Here is a 17,583-nt window from a genome sequence, read left to right as displayed (position 1 = left end):
TTCCGCCCGGCCCTTCCCGTGTTTCGGTTAGCTCTGGTTTCCCGTGTTCCTGTTCCGGTCTGTCCGAATCCGGGATTTCCTGAATCCCGGCTTACTGCGCCCCTGGCGTCAGCCGGATTCCGCCACGACGTCGCCGGCGTTCTTGTCCAGCCGCCAGCCGCGCCACACCGGGTGCCGCAGCTTCCCGCCGCCAGTCCATTCCCCGAAGGTCACCTCGCCCACCAGTTCGGGACTGACCCAGTGCGCGTCGGAGGCATCGGCGGCAGGGACATCGGTGAAAGGCGAGGTCTTCCTCGCCAGCGTGTCCATCTGGAGCCGCAGCTCCGTCAGCTCCCGGTCGCTGAATCCGCTGCCCACGCGGCCCACATACCGCAGCGTGCCGCCGTCGGGGATGCCCACCAGCACTGAGCCCACGGAGCTGTTCCGGGACCCCCTGCCGGGGCGCCAGCCGCCCACCACCACTTCCTGGGTGCGCTCGAACTTCAGCTTCAACCAGGACCTGGTTCGCTCGCCACTGACGTAGCGTCCGTCCAGGCGCTTGGCCATGATCCCTTCCAGCCCCAGTTCCCGGGCGCTTTCCAGAATGTGCTCCACTTCCTCGTCCAGGACTTCGGACAGGTGCACGGGGCAGCCGGACGGCCAATCCAACTGCTCCAGCCGCACCCTGCGCTTCCGGAGAGGCAGCCTGCGGAGGTCCTCGCCGGCGTCGGAGAGCAGGTCGAACACCATCAGCCGGACAGGCGTGGCCGCCCGGGACCTGGCGACGTCGGCTGCTTTGGTCAGTTTCATCCGCGTCTGCAGCAGCCCGAAATCGGGCCGCCCGGAAGGCCCGACGGCGACGATCTCGCCGTCGGCGGTGAAGTCCTGCTCCGGCCAGCATGCGCGGTCTGTCAGCTCCGGGTAGCTGGCGGACACGTCGTTCCCGTTCCGGCTGATGAGCCGGATCCGGTCTGCGTCGCGGATGATAAGCGCCCGGACGCCGTCCCATTTCAGTTCGAACTGCCAGTCCAAGCCACGAAGGTCGGCCGGGGTCCCGGCGCTAGCCAGCATTGGCCGGAAATCAGGTGAAGGCGAGGGGGCAGGTAGCGTTACAGGCGGCGGCCCGTCCTCCTTCTTTGCTTCTTCCGGGGTGCTTGAGGCTGCAGCAGCGCCTGGTGGCGGTGGGCCACCATGCCCCTTGCGGTCCATCAGGTGTATCAGCCACTGCGCTTGTTCCGGCCGGTGGGAGGCGTCGCTGTCCCGGGAGGTCCGGATCAGCGCGAACCTCTTGGTGCCGCCAAGGCCGCCGCCTTCAGATCCCGTAAGGGTGGCAATGACTTCCTTGCCCGCGATCCATTTGTCGCATTCGTAGAAACCCTGGTCCCAGATGCTGACGGTCCCGGCGCCGTACTGGCCCTTGGGGATGGTGCCCTCGAAATCGAGGTAGTCCATCGGGTGGTCCTCGGTCTGGACCGCAAGGTGGTTCTGCGACCCGGTGACGGGCACGCCCTTCGGAAGTGCCCAGGACACCAGCACGCCGTCCCGCTCCAGCCGGAAGTCAAAGTGCAGCCGGCTGGCATGGTGCTCCTGGATCACAAACCGTTCCCTGATGGTGCCGGCGGCGGGGTCCGCCCGGAGCCGGTCCGCACTGAACGGCTCCGGCGTCCCTTCCGGATCCCGCATCGAGCGGTACTTCTCCAGCCTCGGGTCGGTGCTGCCGCCGTCGGCTGTTCCCCCGCCGCCGTGCCCGCCGCCTGCGGACGATCCGGCAGGGGACCCGCTGCCGGAACCCCCGCTGCCGGAACCCCCGCCGTCGGGATGGCCCTGCACGTGCCCGCCGCCTGCGGAAACCGCTGCGAACGGGTCCTTGCCATCCTTGACCCGCCGCATAACCTCCCGGTAGTCCAGCTGCTTCAGCGCGGGGGAAGCCAGCTCGCGCCAGGTCCGCGGTGCTGCCACCGTGGGCCGGAGCCGGCCGCGGAGTGAGTACGGCACGATCGTGGTCTTGGCGGCGTTGTTCTGGCTCCAGTCCACCAGCACTTTGCCGGTGCGGAGTGTCTTCTTCATGTCGCTGACCGCAAGGTCGGGGTGGTCAGCTTCCAGGGCGCGGGCAAGTTCGTGGGCGAACTCGGAGATCTGTTCCGAGCCCTGTGTGCCGTCGAGGCCGGCATACAGATGGATGCCCTTGCTGCCGCTGGTCACCGGCACAAGGTCCAGGCCAACGTCCTTCAGGATGGCGCGTGCCAACCGTGCCACTTCGGCGCACTCGGCCAGCCCGGCGCCCTCGCCGGGGTCAAGGTCCAGCACCAGCCGGTCGGGGTTCATGGGATTGCCGTGCGGGTCCACGCGCCACTGCGGGACGTGGATTTCCAGCGAGCCCATCTGGGCCAGCCAGATCAGGGTGGCGGCGTCGTTGACCAACGGGTACTGGTTGGTGCGCTCCTTGTGCCGGATCGAGGCACGCGGAATCCAGCCGGGCGTGGAGTCCTCCAGGTTCTTCTGGAAAAACATCTCGCCCGGCGCCTCGGCGGTGCCCACCCCGTTAACCCAGCGTTTGCGCGTGGCGGGCCGGTTCACTGCAGCGGGGATCAGGACCGGCGCTACGGCCGTGTAGTACGACAGGACGTCGGCTTTGGTGGTTCCCGTCTCCGGGTACATCACCTTGTCCAGGTTGGTGACCACCAGTTCGCGGCCCTGGACCCGGACACGTTCCCTACTGCCGGCCAAAGGACTTCACCTCAGGGCAACTCTGATGTTCACTTGATCCATGAGAGCCATCTGGAAAGGCGCTATCGCATTTGGGCTGGTCAACGTGCCGGTCAAGGTCTATAGCGCCACGGAAGACCACGACATAGGGCTCCACCAGGTCCACGGCGCCGACGGCGGGCGCATCCGGTACCAGCGCCGCTGTGAAGTCTGCGGTGAGATCGTGGACTATGCGGACATCGACAAGGCCTACGAGGAGGACGGCCGCACGGTGATCCTCACCCGTGACGAGCTCAAGTCCATCCCGGCGGAGAGCAGCCACGAGATCGAAGTGGTCCAGTTTGTCCCGTCCGAGCAGCTCGATCCCATGATGTTCGAGAAGAGCTATTACCTGGAACCGGATTCCAAATCCCCGAAGGCATACGTCCTCCTCCGCCGCGCTCTGGAGGACACTGACCGTGTGGCCGTGGTCCAGTTCGCCCTCCGGGAGAAGACCCGGCTCGGCGCTTTGCGGATCAAGGACGACGTCCTGGTGCTGCAATCGCTGCTGTGGGCCGACGAAGTCAGGGAACCGGCTTTCCCCGCCCTGGAAACCACCGTGCGGATTTCTGCCCAGGAACGGGAGATGTCCGCGGCCCTGGTTGACTCCATGGCCGGGGATTTTGAGCCCGGCCAGTTCACCGACGACTACCAGGTGCAGCTCCGCAAACTCATCGACGCAAAGATCGAACAGGGCGAGTCCCTGGACACGGAAAAGACGTTCGGTGCCGAGGCCGCCGAGACCGGGCAGGGCGAGGTGATCGACCTCATGGAAGCACTCAAGCGAAGCCTCGAAAAGAAGCGGAGCGGAGCGGCCAAGGCCGCGGGCGGATCCGGGGCGGCCGGCAGCGACGACACCGAGGCTGACGACGCCGACGCCGACGCTGACGACGCTCCCGCAAAAACCACGCGCGCCAAGGCCTCTACCGCCCGTTCGAAGACGACGTCCGCCAAGACGACGGCTGCCAAGGCTCCCGCCAGGACGACGTCCGCCAAGGAGTCCGCTGCCAAGACTCCCGCCAAGACGGCTGCGGCGGAACCTGCTGCCAAGGAACCGGCGAAGAGCAGGCGCAAAGGAGCCTGACCCTGCAGTGCACTGGCCGGTTCGGTAGCCCATTTCTGCCGCGGTCAGGAGTTTCTGAGAGCTGAAATGAGCTCACTTTTCTTCTTGGCGGAGTAACCCTTCAGCCCTATTTCCTTAGCTTTGGCTTTAAGCTGCGCGACGGTCCAATCGTCGTAGTCGCCTGCTTTGCCGCCCTTGCGGCCCACCGCGGAGCGTCCCCTCTGTGCGGCGGCGTTGGAAATCCGGGCCGCCTTTTGTTTCGAGGCGCCGTCCTCGCGCAGCTCCTCGTACAGTTCCGGGTCCTTGAGGCTGGGGTTCTTTTTCTCAGGCATGATCAGCTCGGATCTGATGGTTCGGCGTCGTCAATGAAAGGGTCCACCCCCGCGGGACGCTGCGGCGAAGGCGTGGGTGTGTGCGGCGGCTGCGGGTGTGCGAGGTGCGCCGGGGCGTCCGCCGCAAAGCCTGCCTCTTCCTCGGTTTCTTCTACTTCTCCGTGGTCCACGGCAGAACGCCAGGCGCCCGTTTCAATGCCGCGTGATTCGATGAACTGCTTGAAACGCTTGAGGTCAGCGCTGATCTGGTGGCTGTCCGCACCCACTGCTGAGCCGGCCTTCTCCAGCAGGCCCTCGGGCTCCCACTCGAGCGCGACCGTGAGCCGGGTGTGCTCCGGCCCGAGGGGTTCGAAGGTGACCTCGCCGGAGTTGCGCGGCTTGTCCGTGCTGACCCAGGCGATTCGCCGGTCCGGTAGCTGCTCGGTGATCTGGGCGTTGTATTCGCGCCTGACTCCGGCGATGTCCGTCCGGAAATGCAGGGACGTTTCGTCGATCTGCTCCACGGACTCCACGCCCCGCATGAATTCCGGGAAGGATTCAAACTGGGTCCACTGGTTGTAAGCGGTGGACACGGGAACATCCACCTCGATGGTTTCCTGCAGGGTAGCCACTGTCTCATCCTCTTTCGGCCGGAGAAGGTGCCTCCGCTCGCGGGTCTGTTGAACGGCGTGTCGCCACGTTGTCCACGCTAACGTGGCCGTCAGGCAAAAACAAGGAATGTACTAAGCCGGCTTAGTTAATTCTGCACGGAGCTAACAGGGAGCAAACAGTGAGCTAAACAGTGAGCTAAACAAGGGAGTTAAACGCAGCAGCCGGCCCGCTGCGCCGCGTGCCCGTAAAGGGGCCGAGGCGCAGCGGGCCGGCCGCTGGTTTGCCGTACCGGACGCGGACTGTATCAGCCCGCGGAGCCGCTACTCGGCGTCGTGATCGGTTTCCAGGATCTGGACCAGGTGGTCCAACGCGGTGTCGGCGCCGTCGCCCTCGGCGCGGAGGATCACAACGTCGCCGTGCGAGGCGCCCAGGCTCATGAGGGACAGGATGCTGGCCGCGTCCATGGCCTCGTCAGCCGGTTCGCCCTGGCGGGCAATGGTGATCTCGTGCGGGTACTCGCCGGCTGCCTCGGCAAAGATGGCTGCGGGGCGGGCGTGCAGGCCCACGCGGCTGGCGATGGTGGCGGTGCGTTCGAACATGTGTGCTCCTTGGTTATCAGGTCGAGACAGGTGGTTGGTCAGAATACCGAACCGGGTCAGACAGTTACTGGAACCGGCTCCACGGTATCAACGGACTTGCGGACGGCCCAGCGCTTGAGGGCGATCACGGCGAGGGCGGTGACGACGGTGCCCACCAGGATCGACACCACGAACATCACGAAGTTGTCGATCGCGAAGAAGACGAACAGGCCGCCGTGGGGTGCCTTTGAACCGACGCCCGCTGCCATCGAGATGGCGCCGGTCACCGCACCGCCCAGCATGCTGGCGGGGATGACGCGGAGCGGGTCGGCCGCGGCGAACGGGATGGCGCCTTCGGAGATGAAGGATGCCCCCAGCAGCCACGCGGCCTTGCCGTTTTCACGCTCGGCCAGGCTGAAACGCTTCTTGTCCAGGACGGTGGAGGCGAGGGCCATGGCCAGCGGCGGCACCATGCCCGAGGCCATGACGGCTGCCATGATCTGCCACGGTGCCTGGTTGTCCAGGGTTGCGGCACCCAGGCCGGCGACGGCGAACGAGTAGGCAACCTTGTTGACCGGGCCGCCGAGGTCGAAGCACATCATGAGGCCCAGGATGACGCCGAGCGCGATGGCGCTGGCACCGGTGAGTCCGGAGAGCCAACCGTTCAGGCCCTTGGTGATGGCTACGATCGGGGCGCCCAGGATCAGGAACATCAGGCCGGAAGCCACGAGCGAAGCCACCAGCGGAATGATCACCACGGGCATCAGTCCGCGCAGCCAGCGGGCCACCTGGATCTTGCCGATGGAATGGGCAATGTAACCGGCCAGGAGGCCGCCCACGATACCGCCAAGGAAGCCTGCACCCATGAACCCTGCCACGGCGCCGGCCACGAAGCCCGGTGCGATGCCCGGGCGGTCGGCGATGCCGTAGGCGATGTAACCTGCCAAGGCGGGGACCAGGAAGCCCAGCGAGAGGGCGCCGATCTTGAAGAGCACGGCACCGAGGTAGGCGCCGAGCGGGCCCCAGGCGTTTTCAGGGTATTCGGTGGGCAGGTTGAAGATGCTGTTGTCCACCACAATGACGTCGGCGAACTGGGTGATCAGGTAGCCGCCCATCAGGAAGCCCAGGGCGATCAGCAGACCGCCGCCGGCCACGAACGGAATCATGTAGCTGACGCCCGTGAGGAGCGCCTTCTTCAGCTTCTGGCCGATGTGCTCGCCCTTTTCGGTGGCTTCTGCCTCAGCCTGCTCCTCGGCGCCGAAGTGCGGTACGCGGCGGGCGTTGGGGTTGTCTGCCGCGGCCAGTGCTTCCTGCACCATCTTGTCCGGTTCGTCGATGCCGCGCTTGACGGGTGCGTTGATGACCGGCTTGCCGGCAAAGCGCTCCTTGCCGCGGACGTCCACGTCCACCGCGAAGATCACGGCGTCTGCGGCTGCGATCACTGCGGGGTCCAGCGGCTTGGCGCCGGAGGAGCCCTGGGTTTCCACCTGCAGGTCAACGCCGACTTCCTTGGCTGCGGCCACCAGTGAATCGGCGGCCATGTAGGTGTGGGCGATGCCCGTGGGGCACGCCGTCACGGCCACGAGGCGCTTGGGACCGCCGGACTTGGCTCCGCTTGCGGCACCGGCAGACGGCGCGGCCGCTGCGGCTCCTGCCCCCGCCGCTGCGGGCTCCGCTGCGGCGGCCGGCTTGTCGGCCAGGGCGCCCTCGACGAGTTCGACGATGTCGGCCTGGGTGGTGGCTGCACGCAGGGAAGCGGTGAAGTCCTTTTTGATCAGCGAGCGGGCCAGCTTGGACAGGAGCTTCAGGTGCTCCTGGTCCGCGCCTTCGGGGGCTGCGATGAAGAAGATCAGGTCCGCCGGGCCGTCCTTGGCGCCGAAGTCCACGGGCTGGGACAGCCGGGCCATGGCCAGGGTGGGCACCGTCACCGCAGTGGAACGGCAGTGCGGAATGGCAATTCCGCCGGGCACGCCGGTGGCGGTCTTGGATTCGCGGGCAAAGGCGTCCGTGAAGAGGCCTTCGGCTTCGGTGGCGCGTCCGGTGGCGGCAACCCTGCCGGCCAGATGGCGGATCACGTCCTCGGGCGAATTGCCCAGGTTCTGGTCTAGCTCGACCAGATCAGTAGTAATGAGCTGAGTCACTGTCAGTCCTTCCGGAGGGCCGTGATGGTTACGGCATCAGGGGTGGTTTGGTGGACCGCCGGAACTGTGGAGCCCGGCAGGGAGGCGGCAGCGGCACCATGTGCCACAGCCTGACGGAGGCAGTCGGCCGGGGCGGCGCCCTGGCTGGAGGCGAGCAGATAGCCGGCAAGGGAGGAATCTCCCGCACCGACCGTGCTGACCGCCTTGACCGGCGGGTGCGTGGCCAGCCACGCGCCGTCGGCCGTTACTAGAACCGCACCCTTGGAACCGAGCGTTGCCAGCACGGCACCTACACCGGAACGCACGACGGCGGCGGCGGCTGCCGCGGCAGCCTCCGGATCCGCTTCCAGTTCGTCAGCGGTGGACGCCGTGGCGAAACCGGCTGCGGCAGCCAGTTCAGCCAGTTCTTCGGCGTTGGGCTTGAGGAGGTCCGGCATGCCCGACGCATCGCCCGAGAGGGCGGCGGCGAGGGGCGCGCCGGACGAGTCGACGGCGATGCGCGGAGTCGACGGTGTTGTGCCGTTGCCGGCGCTTGTGGAGCGAAGCCGCCGGGTGACGGTGGCGTAAAAGTCGGCCGGGACTCCGGGTGGGAGCGAGCCGGCGAGGACAACCCAGCTGGCACCGCGGGAACGCTCCAGCAGCAGCCCGATCAGGGCTTCCTGCTGCTCTTCGCTCAGTACCGGGCCGGGTTCGTTGATTTTGGTGGTGACGCCGTCCGGCTCCGTGAGCGCCACGTTGGTGCGCAGCGGTTCGTGGATGGCGAGGGCGGCGAAGGGGACGCCGCCGTCGCGAAGTCCCGCCAGGACCGGATCGGAGTCGCCGCCGGGGAGGACGGCCACGGTTTCCAGTCCGGAGGCCACCAGGGCGCGGGAGACGTTGACGCCTTTCCCGCCGGACTCCTGCCGGACGGAGACGGCCCGCTGTACTTCGCCGCGGAGCAGCGGCGAGGGCAGGGCTACGGTGCGGTCGAGGCTCGGGTTCGCGGTGAGGGTGACAATCATGCGATCACCACGTCCACGCCGGCGTCAGCAAGCGCCGCCGCCAGCTCCGGGCTGGGTTCACTGTCTGTAATCAAGGTGTCCAGATCTTTCAACGAGGCGAACTGGACCAGCGTTTCGGCATCCAGCTTGGACGAATCGGCCAGCACCACAATGCGGCGTGCCGATTGGACGAAGGCCGCTTTGACGGCGGCTTCTTCAGGATCGGGGGTGCTCAGCCCGAAGGCCGAGTGGATTCCGTTGGCGCCGATGAAGGCGATGTCCGGACGGATGCGGTGGGCCGCGTCCACGGTGGACTGGCCCACGGCAGCCTGGGTGAGGCCGCGGACCCGGCCACCCAGCAGGTGGAGGGCGATTCCAGGCTCGCCGGCGAGCTTGGCGGCGATGGGGATGGCGTGGGTGATGACTACGAGTTCGTTCTCCGAGCCGGAGTCGGGGGCGGCCGAGGGGTCGGACAGGCGCAGGGCGATCAGGTCCGCCAGCGCTTCAGTGGTTGAGCCGGCGTCCACCAGGATGCTGCCTGCCGGATTTTGCGGGATGAAAGCCAGGGCGGCCTCGGCGATGCGCAGCTTTTCCGGCTGCCGCTGCACGGTCCGTTCCAGGATGCTTTCCTCCGTGGTGCTGATCCGGTCCGGGGCGACGGCGCCGCCATGGACCCGGCGTACCGTACCGGCGGCCTCCAACGCAGCGAGGTCCCGCCGGACGGTTTCGGTGGTGATGTTGAAGCGCTCGGCAAGCGCAGTGACGCTGGCCCGGCCGCTTTCGGCGACTAGACCCGCGATCAGCTGTTGGCGCTCCTCGGCGAACACTTACCCTCCATTGCGTAAATCCTGCTGGTACTTCCGATGCCGGCTGGTGCGACCGGCTTCCGTGACTGCCATCACACGATGTTGAATTGCTTGACTTTATCTTTGTTCATGTGGGTTTGTCAATGAAAACAACACGAACGCAGATTCCGATGTGGCGTTAGACGGCGGAAGCCGGGCCCGACCGTGTTGGTCTGGCCCGGCTTCCGGGATACTCCTGGTGCGGTTCGCCTGTGTCCGTGAACAACTTTCCGCGGACGGCGGCGGCCGGAGGGTCATGGCTAGAGGCTGCCGTCCCGGCTCTCATTGCGGACAATCCGCTCGCCCGTGTTCGGGTCCACCACCGAACGGGTTTCGCTCACCCGCCGGGTGCGCCCCGGCGAAGCCAGGACCAGCGATGCGATCAAGCCGATGACGCCGACGGCCATGAGGATGTACCCGATCAGGGTTTGGTCTACATAGGGGATGAGGCCGGGGGTGATGGCCCAGGCCAAGATGGCACCGATGGCGATGAGGAAAATGGAGGAACCGATTCTCATGACTTGCTCCTAGCTGTCCGGGGGACGTGCGGGCAAAAAGACGTGCGGCAAACTTGATCAGTATGCTGTCTAGCGACAGGCTACAGCCCGTTTCCCCCTGTTTCAATGAACCCGAAGGCGCGCGCCGGAGCCGTGTCACAGTCGTTATTTACCGGGATGTTCCCTGCGGCGGGAAGTAACACCGGCAGCCGGAGGTGTGCCGCGCGTACTGTGGATTGCGCACGCGGAACACAGTGCGCAGTGTCCACAGACCCCAGGAGCAGTGTTACCCATGTCTGAACAAGTCCCCGCGGTAGTAGTCACCGGCCTGGGAGCAGTGACCCCCGTCGGCTCGACCGCCGGCGAAACATGGGATGCGCTGCTGGCCGGACGTTCCGGGATTGCGGCCCTCGACGACGGCTGGTCAGGGGGGCTCCCCGTACGCATCGCGGGACGCGCGTCGGTGGACGTTCAGTCACTGCTGTCCACCCTGGAATACAAAAGGATGGACCGCTGCGGCCACCTGGCGCTTGTCGCCGCACGCGAGGCCTGGGCGCACGCCGGCCGGCCGGAGGTCCACCCGGAACGGCTCGCCGTCGTGATCGGCTCCGGCTATGGAGGCCTGGACACCACCCTTGAGCAGACCCGGACCCTGGACGGGAAGGGGCCCCGCCGGGTCTCACCGCACACGCTGACCCGGATTATGGTCAACGGACCTGCGGCGTGGGTCTCCATTGACGTCGGGGCCCGCGGCGGGGCGCGGACTCCCGTCAGCGCCTGCGCCTCCGGGGCCGAAGCGATCTCGCAGGCGGCAGACATGATTCGCAGCGGCGCTGCCGACGTGGTGATCGCCGGCGGAGTGGACTCCTGCATCAACGGCCTGACCATCAGCGGGTTCTCGCAGATCAGGGCCCTCTCCACCCGCAACGACAGCCCGCAGGCCGCCTCCCGTCCCTTCGACCGGGACCGCGACGGCTTCGTCATGGCCGAGGGCGCCGGGATCGTTGTGCTGGAAAGCGAGGACCACGCCCGATCCCGCGGGGCAGATGTGCTCGGCGTGATCGCAGGCAGCGCCGTCACCTCTGATGCCGTGGACATCGTGGCCGCCGACCCCGCGATGCAGCGCCGCGTCCTGCAGAAAGCCATTGCCGCCGCCGGACTCACCGGGGCGGACATAGGCTTCGTGCACGCCCACGCCACGTCCACTCCCGTGGGGGACCGGCTCGAAGCGGAAGCCATCGGCGCCGTCGTCGGACCTTCCGTTCCCGTCACGTCAACGAAAAGCCTCACGGGGCACCTGCTGGGCGGGGCCGGGGCGCTCGGCGCCATCGTCACCATCCAGGCGCTGCGTACCGGCGCCATCCCGGGGACCCTCAACCTCGACAACCCGGACCCGGACATCCACCTCAACATCGTTTCGGAGACAACCACGGGGCCGGCTGCGAAGGCCGGCATTGCCAACGCCTTCGGATTCGGCGGCCACAGCGCCTCGCTGGTGATCACCGCAGGCTGAGGCCTGCCGCCGGGACCGCCGGCGGAAAGTTAGGCTGTTGCGATGGAGACAGTCGTATGGTCCAGGCCGGAGAACCAGCGCGCCGGCACGCCGCTGCTGGTGATGATGCACGGCTACGGCACGGACGAAGTGCGCATGTCGGACCTTTTCGGGCAGCTGCCGCCCGAGTTCACCTGTGCCGCCCTGCGCGCGCCCAAAGTGATAGGCGATGATTACGGCTGGTTCCTGCTGGACTATTTCCTGACCCATGACTTCGCCGACGTCATTTCAGTCAGCAACAAGGTGTTCGACTGGATCAACTCCGTCAAGGCGCAGCACAGCAGCGTGAGCCTGCTGGGCTTCTCGCAGGGCATGGCAATGGCCAGCACGCTCTTGCGGCTGCGGCCCCACGACTTCCGGGCCGTGGTGGGGTTGTCCGGATTCGTCCTGGACAACGAACTGCTGGCCATGAGCGAATCGTTCGACGCCAAGCCGCCGTTCTTTTGGGGCCGGGACAAGGCCGACCTGGTGATCAATGACGACGCCGTGGAGCACACCGCTGATTGGCTGAACCGGAACACGCAGCTGACGGCGCGCACCTACCCGGGCATGGGACACACCATTTCCAAGGCGGAGATGGTGGATGTGAGCGCCTTCCTGCGCCACTACGTCCTGCGCTGAGGGACCAAGCGCGCGCGTGGTTTTCCCCGGAAGCCCGAAATAATCCGCACCCGCGGGTAAAACCAGTTGCGCGCTAAATTTGTAAGCGCTTACACTCTTCTTCGGCCATGTATCGGGCCCACGACTTCCGAAGAAGAAAGGGCTGAGCCCGTGTTGCATGGCTAAAGCACCGCGCGTGACCATCCAGGACGTTGCCGCATTGTCGGGGCTGTCCATCTGTACCGTTTCCCGTGCGCTGCGCGGGCTGCCCAACGTGTCGGACACCGCCCAGGAGAAGGTGGCAGACGCCGCCACCAAGCTCGGCTACAGGGCCTCGTCGGCGGCATCGCGCCTGGCCGGCGGCACCACCGGGTCCGTGGCCATCATCGCGCCCACCGCCACGGCGTGGTTTTTCACCCAGGCCGTGGAGGCTGCCGAGGAAGTCTTCGCTGACAGCGGCTTCGACACCATGCTGATCAGCCTGCGCAACACCCCCAGCGTGCACCGCAAAGTCTTCGGCGACCTTGACGCGTTGTCGCAGCGCGTGGACGGGGTGCTGCTGCTCAATATTGCCCTCAGCAGCGGCGACATCGACGCGCTGGCCTCCTCCGGGCTTGCCGTGGCCAGCGTGGGCATGCACAACGTCCCCTGGGACAACGTGGGAATCGACAACGAGGACGCGGCATGGAAGGCAACCAGCCACCTCCTGGGCCTGGGACACTGGGACCTGGCCATTCTCTCCGGCCGCGAATCGGGCGAGCGCTCGGTGGTCACGGCCACGGACCGCCTCAACGGATTCAGGCGGGCGCTGGCCGAGCACCACCTGACCGTGGACCCGGACCTGGTAATGGATGCCGGGTCGAGCATCGAAGGCGGCCGCCGGGCCATGACCGAGCTCATCGAAAACCGCAGGATGCCCTCCGCGATTTTCGCCGGCTGCGATGAAACTGCCTTCGGCGCACTCATGGCCCTGCGCGAGCTTGGTTTGTCAGCGCCGAAAAACGTGTCCATCATAGGTATAGACGATCATCAGATGAGTTGGTTCCTGGGGCTTAGCACCATAGCGCAGCCTGTGGCCGACCAGGGCGCCTTCGCAGCCAACCTGCTGATCGAAGGACTCCAACGTCCGGGGCCGTTGAACGCCCCCGCCAGCCACGTGCTGGATACCAAGCTGATTGAACGCAAGAGCACGCGCCGGAAGCGTTGAGCGTACGCGCCGAGCCACCTGACACCAAACAGTGCATCGCCGCACTTCTGCACCAATCCCCGTTGAATCAAGCGATTCCCGCCGCCGCAAAAACCTGCAGTATCCACGCACGTCCCCCTGCACGCCGTCTGAAAGGACACCGAGTACCGCATGACTGAGCTTTCAAACAGCACCACCGTCCACGGCTGGACCGGCGCTTCCGCCATCCTCTTCGACCTCGACGGCGTGCTCACGCCCACGGCGATCGTCCACGAGCGCGCCTGGCAGGAGCTTTTCGACGGCTTCCTGCAGGACGTTCCGGAAGCGGACAGCTACCGCGAAAGCGACTACTTCGACCATATCGACGGCAAGCCCAGGTTCGACGGCGTCCGGGACTTCCTTGCCTCGCGCAGCATCGTCCTGCCCGAAGGCCCCTCGGACGACGACCCCGCCAACGACACGGTCCATGGACTCGGCAACCGCAAGAACAAGGTTTTCAACGACATCGTCGAAGCCGGCGGCGTGGCCCCGTACGAGGGCTCGGTGCGCTTCCTGGAAGCAGCGCAGGCGCTGGGACTCAAGGTCGCCGTCGTCTCTTCCTCCCGGAACGCGCCGGCAGTGCTGCAGGCCGCAGGACTGGCCCACCACTTCCCCGTGGTGGTGGACGGCCTCGTCGCCGCTGCCGCGGGCCTGCCCGGCAAGCCCAGCCCGGCAACCTACGAGTACGCGGCGCAGCTGCTGGACCTCCCCAGCGCGGAATGCGTCGTGGTTGAGGACGCAGTGTCCGGGGTCCAGGCCGGAAGCGCCGGCACCTTCCATTCGGTGATCGGAGTGGACCGCGGAGCCGGCCGGCAGACGCTGCTGGACGCCGGCGCCACGCTGGTGGTCGAGGACCTGAACGAACTCCTGTAGCCCCGCCGCACCAAACCCCCAACCTGCACAACGCCAAAAGGAACCCCAACAGCCATGGCACTCATCACCTCTGACCGTGCTCGTTTCCCGAACGACCCCTGGCAGCTCGTGGAAACCGTACACCTTCCCGGCAACTCCGGAACCCTGGAAACCCTCTTCAGCCTGGGCAACGGCCATCTCGGCATCCGCGGCGCCCACTGGGCCGCCGCGGACGCAGACCTGCCCGGAAGCTTCATCAACGGCTTCCACGAGACCTGGGACATCAAGCACGCAGAGAACGCCTTCGGCTTCGCCCGCACCGGCCAGCGGATCCTCTACATTCCGGACGTCAACAACTTCACCGTGATCATCGATGGCGAAACGCTGACCCTGAGCGAATCGACGGTGCTGGACTACCGCCGGTCCGTTGACTTCGCCACAGGGATCTACGAATGCCGGATCACCTGGCACTGCCGCTCAGGTGCCACCGTAACCACCACGGAGCGCCGGGCCGTGGGCTACCAGTCACGCGGCACCCTGGGCATCAGCCTCGAAGTGGCTGCGGACCGTGACATCTACGCAGATGTGACGTCCTCCGTGATCAACCGCCAGGACCAGCCCGTGGAGGACCACTCCACCCACGATCCGCGCCGCGCCGGACGGCACGCCGGCCGAGTCCTGCTGCCGGTACGGCTCGACGGCGGGGACGGCTCGCTCCGCCTTTCCTGGGAAGCCGCCGACTCCCGCCAGCGTGTGGGTCTGGCCGTGGACCACTGGACCTCGGCCGAGGTCCAGCCGTTCGAGACCCTGGTGGACCAGGACGACAGCAGCGTCCGGTATGTACTCGCTGTGGGAGCCGACCAGCCCTTCCGCCTTGAGAAGACCGCCAGCTACGCCGTGGCGCGGGCCTTCCGCGAGGGCGCCGTGGACGGCGGGTCCGCGCAGGACCCCTCGGAAGCGGCGGAGAACGCGCTTCAGCCCGTCAATGCCATCTTCGCCGAAAGCGAAGCGCACTACCGCGATTACTGGGCCACCTCAGACATTGTGGTGGGCGGCCAGCCCGAACTGCAGCAGGCCATCCGCTGGAACCTCTTCCAGCTGGCCCAGGCCAGCGCCCGCGCGGACGTCGCCGGCATCCCGGCCAAGGGCGTCACGGGCTCCGGCTACGATGGCCACTACTTCTGGGACCAGGAGGTGTACCTGCTTCCGTACCTGACGTACACCAGCCCGGACAACGCGCGCCAGGTCCTGGAGTTCCGGCATGAGATGCTGCCGGACGCCAAGGTCCGCGCCAAGGAACTGAGCGTTGACGGGGCACTGTTCCCGTGGCGCACCATCAACGGGCTCGAAGCCAGCGCCTACTACGCCGCCGGCACCGCGCAGTTCCACATCGCCGCCGCCGTCGCCTTCGCCGCCAACAGGTACATGTGGGCCAGCGGCGACGAGGACTTCAAGCACGGCATGGGCGCGGAGCTGCTGATCGAAACCGCCCGGATGTGGGTCTCCCTCGGCTTCTTCGGCAAGGACGGGCTGTTCCATATCCACGGCGTCACGGGCCCGGATGAGTACACGGCCGTGGTGAACGACAACCTCTACACAAACGTCATGGCCAGGTTCAACCTGCGCACCGCAGCGGCCCTGGACCACCCGGAAATCGACGACGCCGAACGCGAGCTCTGGGAGCAGGCTGCCATCCGGATGCAGCTGCCCTACGACGAAGACCTCGAGGTGTATTCGCAGGACAACGACTTCATGACCCTGGAGCCGTGGGACTGGAGCACGCCCCGGTCCAAGTACCCGCTGCTGCTGAACTTCCACCCGCTGGTGATCTACCGCCACCAGGTCCTCAAACAGGCGGACACCGTGCTGGCGATGTTCCTGCAGTGGCAGGACTTCACGGCCGACGAAAAGCGGCGCGCGTTCGACTTCTACGATCCGATCACCACCGGCGACTCCACCCTGTCCGCCTGCGTCCAGGGAATCATGGCTGCCGAGGTGGGCTACGAAAAGGCCGCGCTGGACCACTTCACCCATGCGGCGTACATCGACCTCGACGACACCCACGGCAACACCATCGACGGCGTGCACATCGCCTCCACCGGCGGTGTGTGGAGTTCGCTGGTCAGCGGCTTTGCGGGGCTCCGGGACCAGGGCGACGTTCCGTTCTTCGACCCGAGGCTGCCCGACGAATGGGAGGGCCTGACCTTCCACCTGAAGGTGCGCGGCCGCCTGCTGTTCGTGGAGCTGGGCCAGGGATCCATCGGCCTCAGCATCCGCGAGGGCGAACCACTGGACGTCAACGTCCGCGGCGAACTGCTCACGGTGGGCCAAGACGTTGCCCGGGTGCCGCTGGCCCCGGTCGGCGCGCCGGAGCCCACCATCTTCCCGAGCGGACTTCCGACGGCGTCCATCCCGATCGTGCGCGCCCGCACCTAAGCGCGCAGTAGTTCCAACAGCAGTAGTCCCAACAGACGGGCGGGATCAACCGAACGGTTGATCCCGCCGTCGTGCTTCGGCGAAAGACTGGGGGAGTGAAAAAACTCTTCCATGCCTCGTTTGCCTATGCCATCGCCGGAGTCCTCTCCGGCCTCTACTATCGGGAACTCACCAAGATCAACGGCTTCACCGGCGACTCCCAGCTGGGCCTGGTGCACACGCACTGGCTGGTGCTGGGCTTCATCGTTTTGCTGCTGGTGCTCGGGCTGGAGAAGGTCTTCGCCATCTCCGCTGCGGCGCCGAGGCTGTTCGCCTGGTTCTTCTGGATCTGGAACGCCGGCGTGGTGGTCACCGGCGGGATGATGCTGGTCAAGGGGACACTGGTCGTGGCAGGTTTGGATGCCAGCTCCAAAGCGCTCGCCGGGATCGCCGGCACCGGCCACATGCTGCTCACCGCCGGCCTGGTGCTGCTCTTCCTGGCCCTGCGGAAGGCATTGACGGCGGCCACTGACGCCCCGTCGGCGGTGCCGCCGCTGCCTGTGGCCGCCAAGGCGTAGCAGCCGCGGGGCGCGGCAGGCTCCGACATGGCAGCCGCTGGGTGCGGCAGCCTACGGGCTGTCGGCGGTTTCCCGGTCCCCGGCGCTGCGGTCCAGCGGGTGGGCCAGCTCGTCGGCCGGCATCCTGGCAACCACCAAGGCCACCACTGCCATGACGGGGCAGACGCCTCCAGCCACCAGGAAAATCACCCAGGTGGGCACCACAGCCGCAGCGGGTCCGGCCAGTGCCATGGAGACGGGCATCAGGGCCAGGGACACGAAGAAGTCCAGGCTGGACACGCGGCCCGCAGTGGCAACAAGGGACAGCTCAAGCGGACCGCCGCCCAGGTGGATCACCTGGTACACCATGCCCACAGCCCACATTCCGGAACCGAAAATGGAGACGGCCAGCGCCGCGATCAGCACCCGGTACTCCCGGTGCACAAAGGGCCGCAGGGCTCTGGGGGTGGGCATAAGGCTAGTCTAGGGCCGCCCATCCGGCCGCGCCGCAGCTGCCGCCAACCCCTGCAGGGCTAGCCTCGATTTTTCATGACGGTCGGTGATGGTCGCTGGTTCGTGCCGGTGTGTTGATCGGCGGGTGTTTTCTGTTTTCGGGCAGTGTGATGTGGCC

Annotated in this window: 16 protein-coding genes; 7 read left to right on the top strand and 9 right to left on the bottom strand. The window is 66.7% G+C overall.

The features are described from left to right. Positions 1-108: 108 nt before the first annotated feature. Positions 109-2,706, bottom strand: coding sequence for an ATP-dependent DNA ligase (locus PV761_RS20065; RefSeq protein ID WP_347899405.1), 2,598 nt, complete (start codon positions 2,704-2,706; stop codon positions 109-111). A gap of 40 nt (positions 2,707-2,746) precedes the next feature. On the opposite strand from PV761_RS20065, the gene PV761_RS20060 reads away from it, so the two are divergent. Continuing rightward, the gene (locus PV761_RS20060) at positions 2,747-3,808 is read left to right on the top strand and encodes a Ku protein (protein ID WP_347899404.1); all 1,062 of its coding nucleotides are present in this window, start codon (positions 2,747-2,749) and stop codon (positions 3,806-3,808) included. Between the two features lie 44 nt (positions 3,809-3,852). On the opposite strand, the gene PV761_RS20055 is transcribed toward PV761_RS20060, so the two are convergent. The 7 genes from PV761_RS20055 to PV761_RS20025 form a co-directional block, all read right to left on the bottom strand. Continuing rightward, a complete protein-coding gene (locus PV761_RS20055; protein ID WP_347899403.1) occupies positions 3,853-4,119 on the bottom strand; it encodes a Rho termination factor N-terminal domain-containing protein in 267 nt (88 codons plus the stop codon). Positions 4,120-4,121: 2 nt separating this feature from the next. Continuing rightward, the gene (locus PV761_RS20050) at positions 4,122-4,730 is read right to left on the bottom strand and encodes an SRPBCC family protein (RefSeq protein WP_347899402.1); all 609 of its coding nucleotides are present in this window, start codon (positions 4,728-4,730) and stop codon (positions 4,122-4,124) included. Between the two features lie 300 nt (positions 4,731-5,030). Beyond that, positions 5,031-5,309: an HPr family phosphocarrier protein gene (locus tag PV761_RS20045; RefSeq protein WP_347899401.1), complete on the bottom strand. Its 279-nt coding sequence runs from the start codon at positions 5,307-5,309 to the stop codon at positions 5,031-5,033. Between the two features lie 56 nt (positions 5,310-5,365). Beyond that, positions 5,366-7,429, bottom strand: a complete 2,064-nt coding sequence (locus PV761_RS20040; protein WP_347899400.1) for a fructose-specific PTS transporter subunit EIIC — start codon at positions 7,427-7,429, stop codon at positions 5,366-5,368. A gap of 2 nt (positions 7,430-7,431) precedes the next feature. Beyond that, positions 7,432-8,430, bottom strand: a complete 999-nt coding sequence (locus tag PV761_RS20035) for a hexose kinase (RefSeq protein ID WP_347899399.1) — start codon at positions 8,428-8,430, stop codon at positions 7,432-7,434. Then, positions 8,427-9,236 (bottom strand): DeoR/GlpR family DNA-binding transcription regulator, encoded by an 810-nt coding sequence (locus PV761_RS20030; RefSeq protein WP_347899398.1) that lies wholly within the window; start codon positions 9,234-9,236, stop codon positions 8,427-8,429. The genes PV761_RS20035 and PV761_RS20030 overlap by 4 nt, the downstream gene beginning before the upstream one ends. Positions 9,237-9,514: 278 nt before the next feature. After that, positions 9,515-9,772, bottom strand: a complete 258-nt coding sequence (locus PV761_RS20025; RefSeq protein ID WP_028270630.1) for a DUF6458 family protein — start codon at positions 9,770-9,772, stop codon at positions 9,515-9,517. A gap of 271 nt (positions 9,773-10,043) precedes the next feature. On the opposite strand from PV761_RS20025, the gene PV761_RS20020 reads away from it, so the two are divergent. From PV761_RS20020 to PV761_RS19995, 6 genes are all read left to right on the top strand, one after another. Further along, positions 10,044-11,264, top strand: a complete 1,221-nt coding sequence (locus tag PV761_RS20020; RefSeq protein WP_347899397.1) for a beta-ketoacyl-[acyl-carrier-protein] synthase family protein — start codon at positions 10,044-10,046, stop codon at positions 11,262-11,264. A 42-nt stretch (positions 11,265-11,306) separates the two neighbouring features. Continuing rightward, positions 11,307-11,924, top strand: coding sequence for a phospholipase (locus PV761_RS20015; protein ID WP_028270632.1), 618 nt, complete (start codon positions 11,307-11,309; stop codon positions 11,922-11,924). Positions 11,925-12,081: 157 nt separating this feature from the next. Then, positions 12,082-13,110, top strand: a complete 1,029-nt coding sequence (locus PV761_RS20010) for a LacI family DNA-binding transcriptional regulator (RefSeq protein ID WP_347899396.1) — start codon at positions 12,082-12,084, stop codon at positions 13,108-13,110. Between the two features lie 150 nt (positions 13,111-13,260). After that, positions 13,261-14,001, top strand: a complete 741-nt coding sequence (locus PV761_RS20005) for an HAD-IA family hydrolase (RefSeq protein WP_347899395.1) — start codon at positions 13,261-13,263, stop codon at positions 13,999-14,001. Between the two features lie 54 nt (positions 14,002-14,055). Beyond that, positions 14,056-16,416 (top strand): glycosyl hydrolase family 65 protein, encoded by a 2,361-nt coding sequence (locus PV761_RS20000; protein ID WP_347899394.1) that lies wholly within the window; start codon positions 14,056-14,058, stop codon positions 16,414-16,416. 95 nt (positions 16,417-16,511) lie between these two features. After that, complete coding sequence (locus PV761_RS19995; protein WP_347899393.1) at positions 16,512-16,973, top strand: DUF2871 domain-containing protein; 462 nt, start codon at positions 16,512-16,514, stop codon at positions 16,971-16,973. Between the two features lie 51 nt (positions 16,974-17,024). Here PV761_RS19995 and PV761_RS19990 read toward each other — a convergent pair whose 3' ends face one another. Then, complete coding sequence (locus PV761_RS19990; protein WP_347899392.1) at positions 17,025-17,426, bottom strand: hypothetical protein; 402 nt, start codon at positions 17,424-17,426, stop codon at positions 17,025-17,027. Between the last annotated feature and the right edge of the window lie 157 nt (positions 17,427-17,583).

The organism is Arthrobacter sp. CC3, assembly GCF_039907775.1.
Classification (GTDB): Bacteria; Actinomycetota; Actinomycetes; order Actinomycetales; family Micrococcaceae; genus Arthrobacter.
This window is presented reverse-complemented; position numbering and strand designations above follow the sequence as displayed.

What these genes read in the sequence shown, in the direction of transcription:
- PV761_RS20060 (WP_347899404.1), top strand. Translation starts at nt 2,747, where the DNA reads ATGAGAGCCATCTGGAAAGGCGCTATCGCATTTGGGCTGGTCAACGTG.
- PV761_RS20055 (WP_347899403.1), bottom strand. Translation starts at nt 4,119, where the DNA reads ATGCCTGAGAAAAAGAACCCCAGCCTCAAGGACCCGGAACTGTACGAG.
- PV761_RS20045 (WP_347899401.1), bottom strand. Translation starts at nt 5,309, where the DNA reads ATGTTCGAACGCACCGCCACCATCGCCAGCCGCGTGGGCCTGCACGCC.
- PV761_RS20035 (WP_347899399.1), bottom strand. Translation starts at nt 8,430, where the DNA reads ATGATTGTCACCCTCACCGCGAACCCGAGCCTCGACCGCACCGTAGCC.
- PV761_RS20025 (WP_028270630.1), bottom strand. Translation starts at nt 9,772, where the DNA reads ATGAGAATCGGTTCCTCCATTTTCCTCATCGCCATCGGTGCCATCTTG.
- PV761_RS20020 (WP_347899397.1), top strand. Translation starts at nt 10,044, where the DNA reads ATGTCTGAACAAGTCCCCGCGGTAGTAGTCACCGGCCTGGGAGCAGTG.
- PV761_RS20015 (WP_028270632.1), top strand. Translation starts at nt 11,307, where the DNA reads ATGGAGACAGTCGTATGGTCCAGGCCGGAGAACCAGCGCGCCGGCACG.
- PV761_RS20010 (WP_347899396.1), top strand. Translation starts at nt 12,082, where the DNA reads ATGGCTAAAGCACCGCGCGTGACCATCCAGGACGTTGCCGCATTGTCG.
- PV761_RS20005 (WP_347899395.1), top strand. Translation starts at nt 13,261, where the DNA reads ATGACTGAGCTTTCAAACAGCACCACCGTCCACGGCTGGACCGGCGCT.
- PV761_RS20000 (WP_347899394.1), top strand. Translation starts at nt 14,056, where the DNA reads ATGGCACTCATCACCTCTGACCGTGCTCGTTTCCCGAACGACCCCTGG.
- PV761_RS19990 (WP_347899392.1), bottom strand. Translation starts at nt 17,426, where the DNA reads ATGCCCACCCCCAGAGCCCTGCGGCCCTTTGTGCACCGGGAGTACCGG.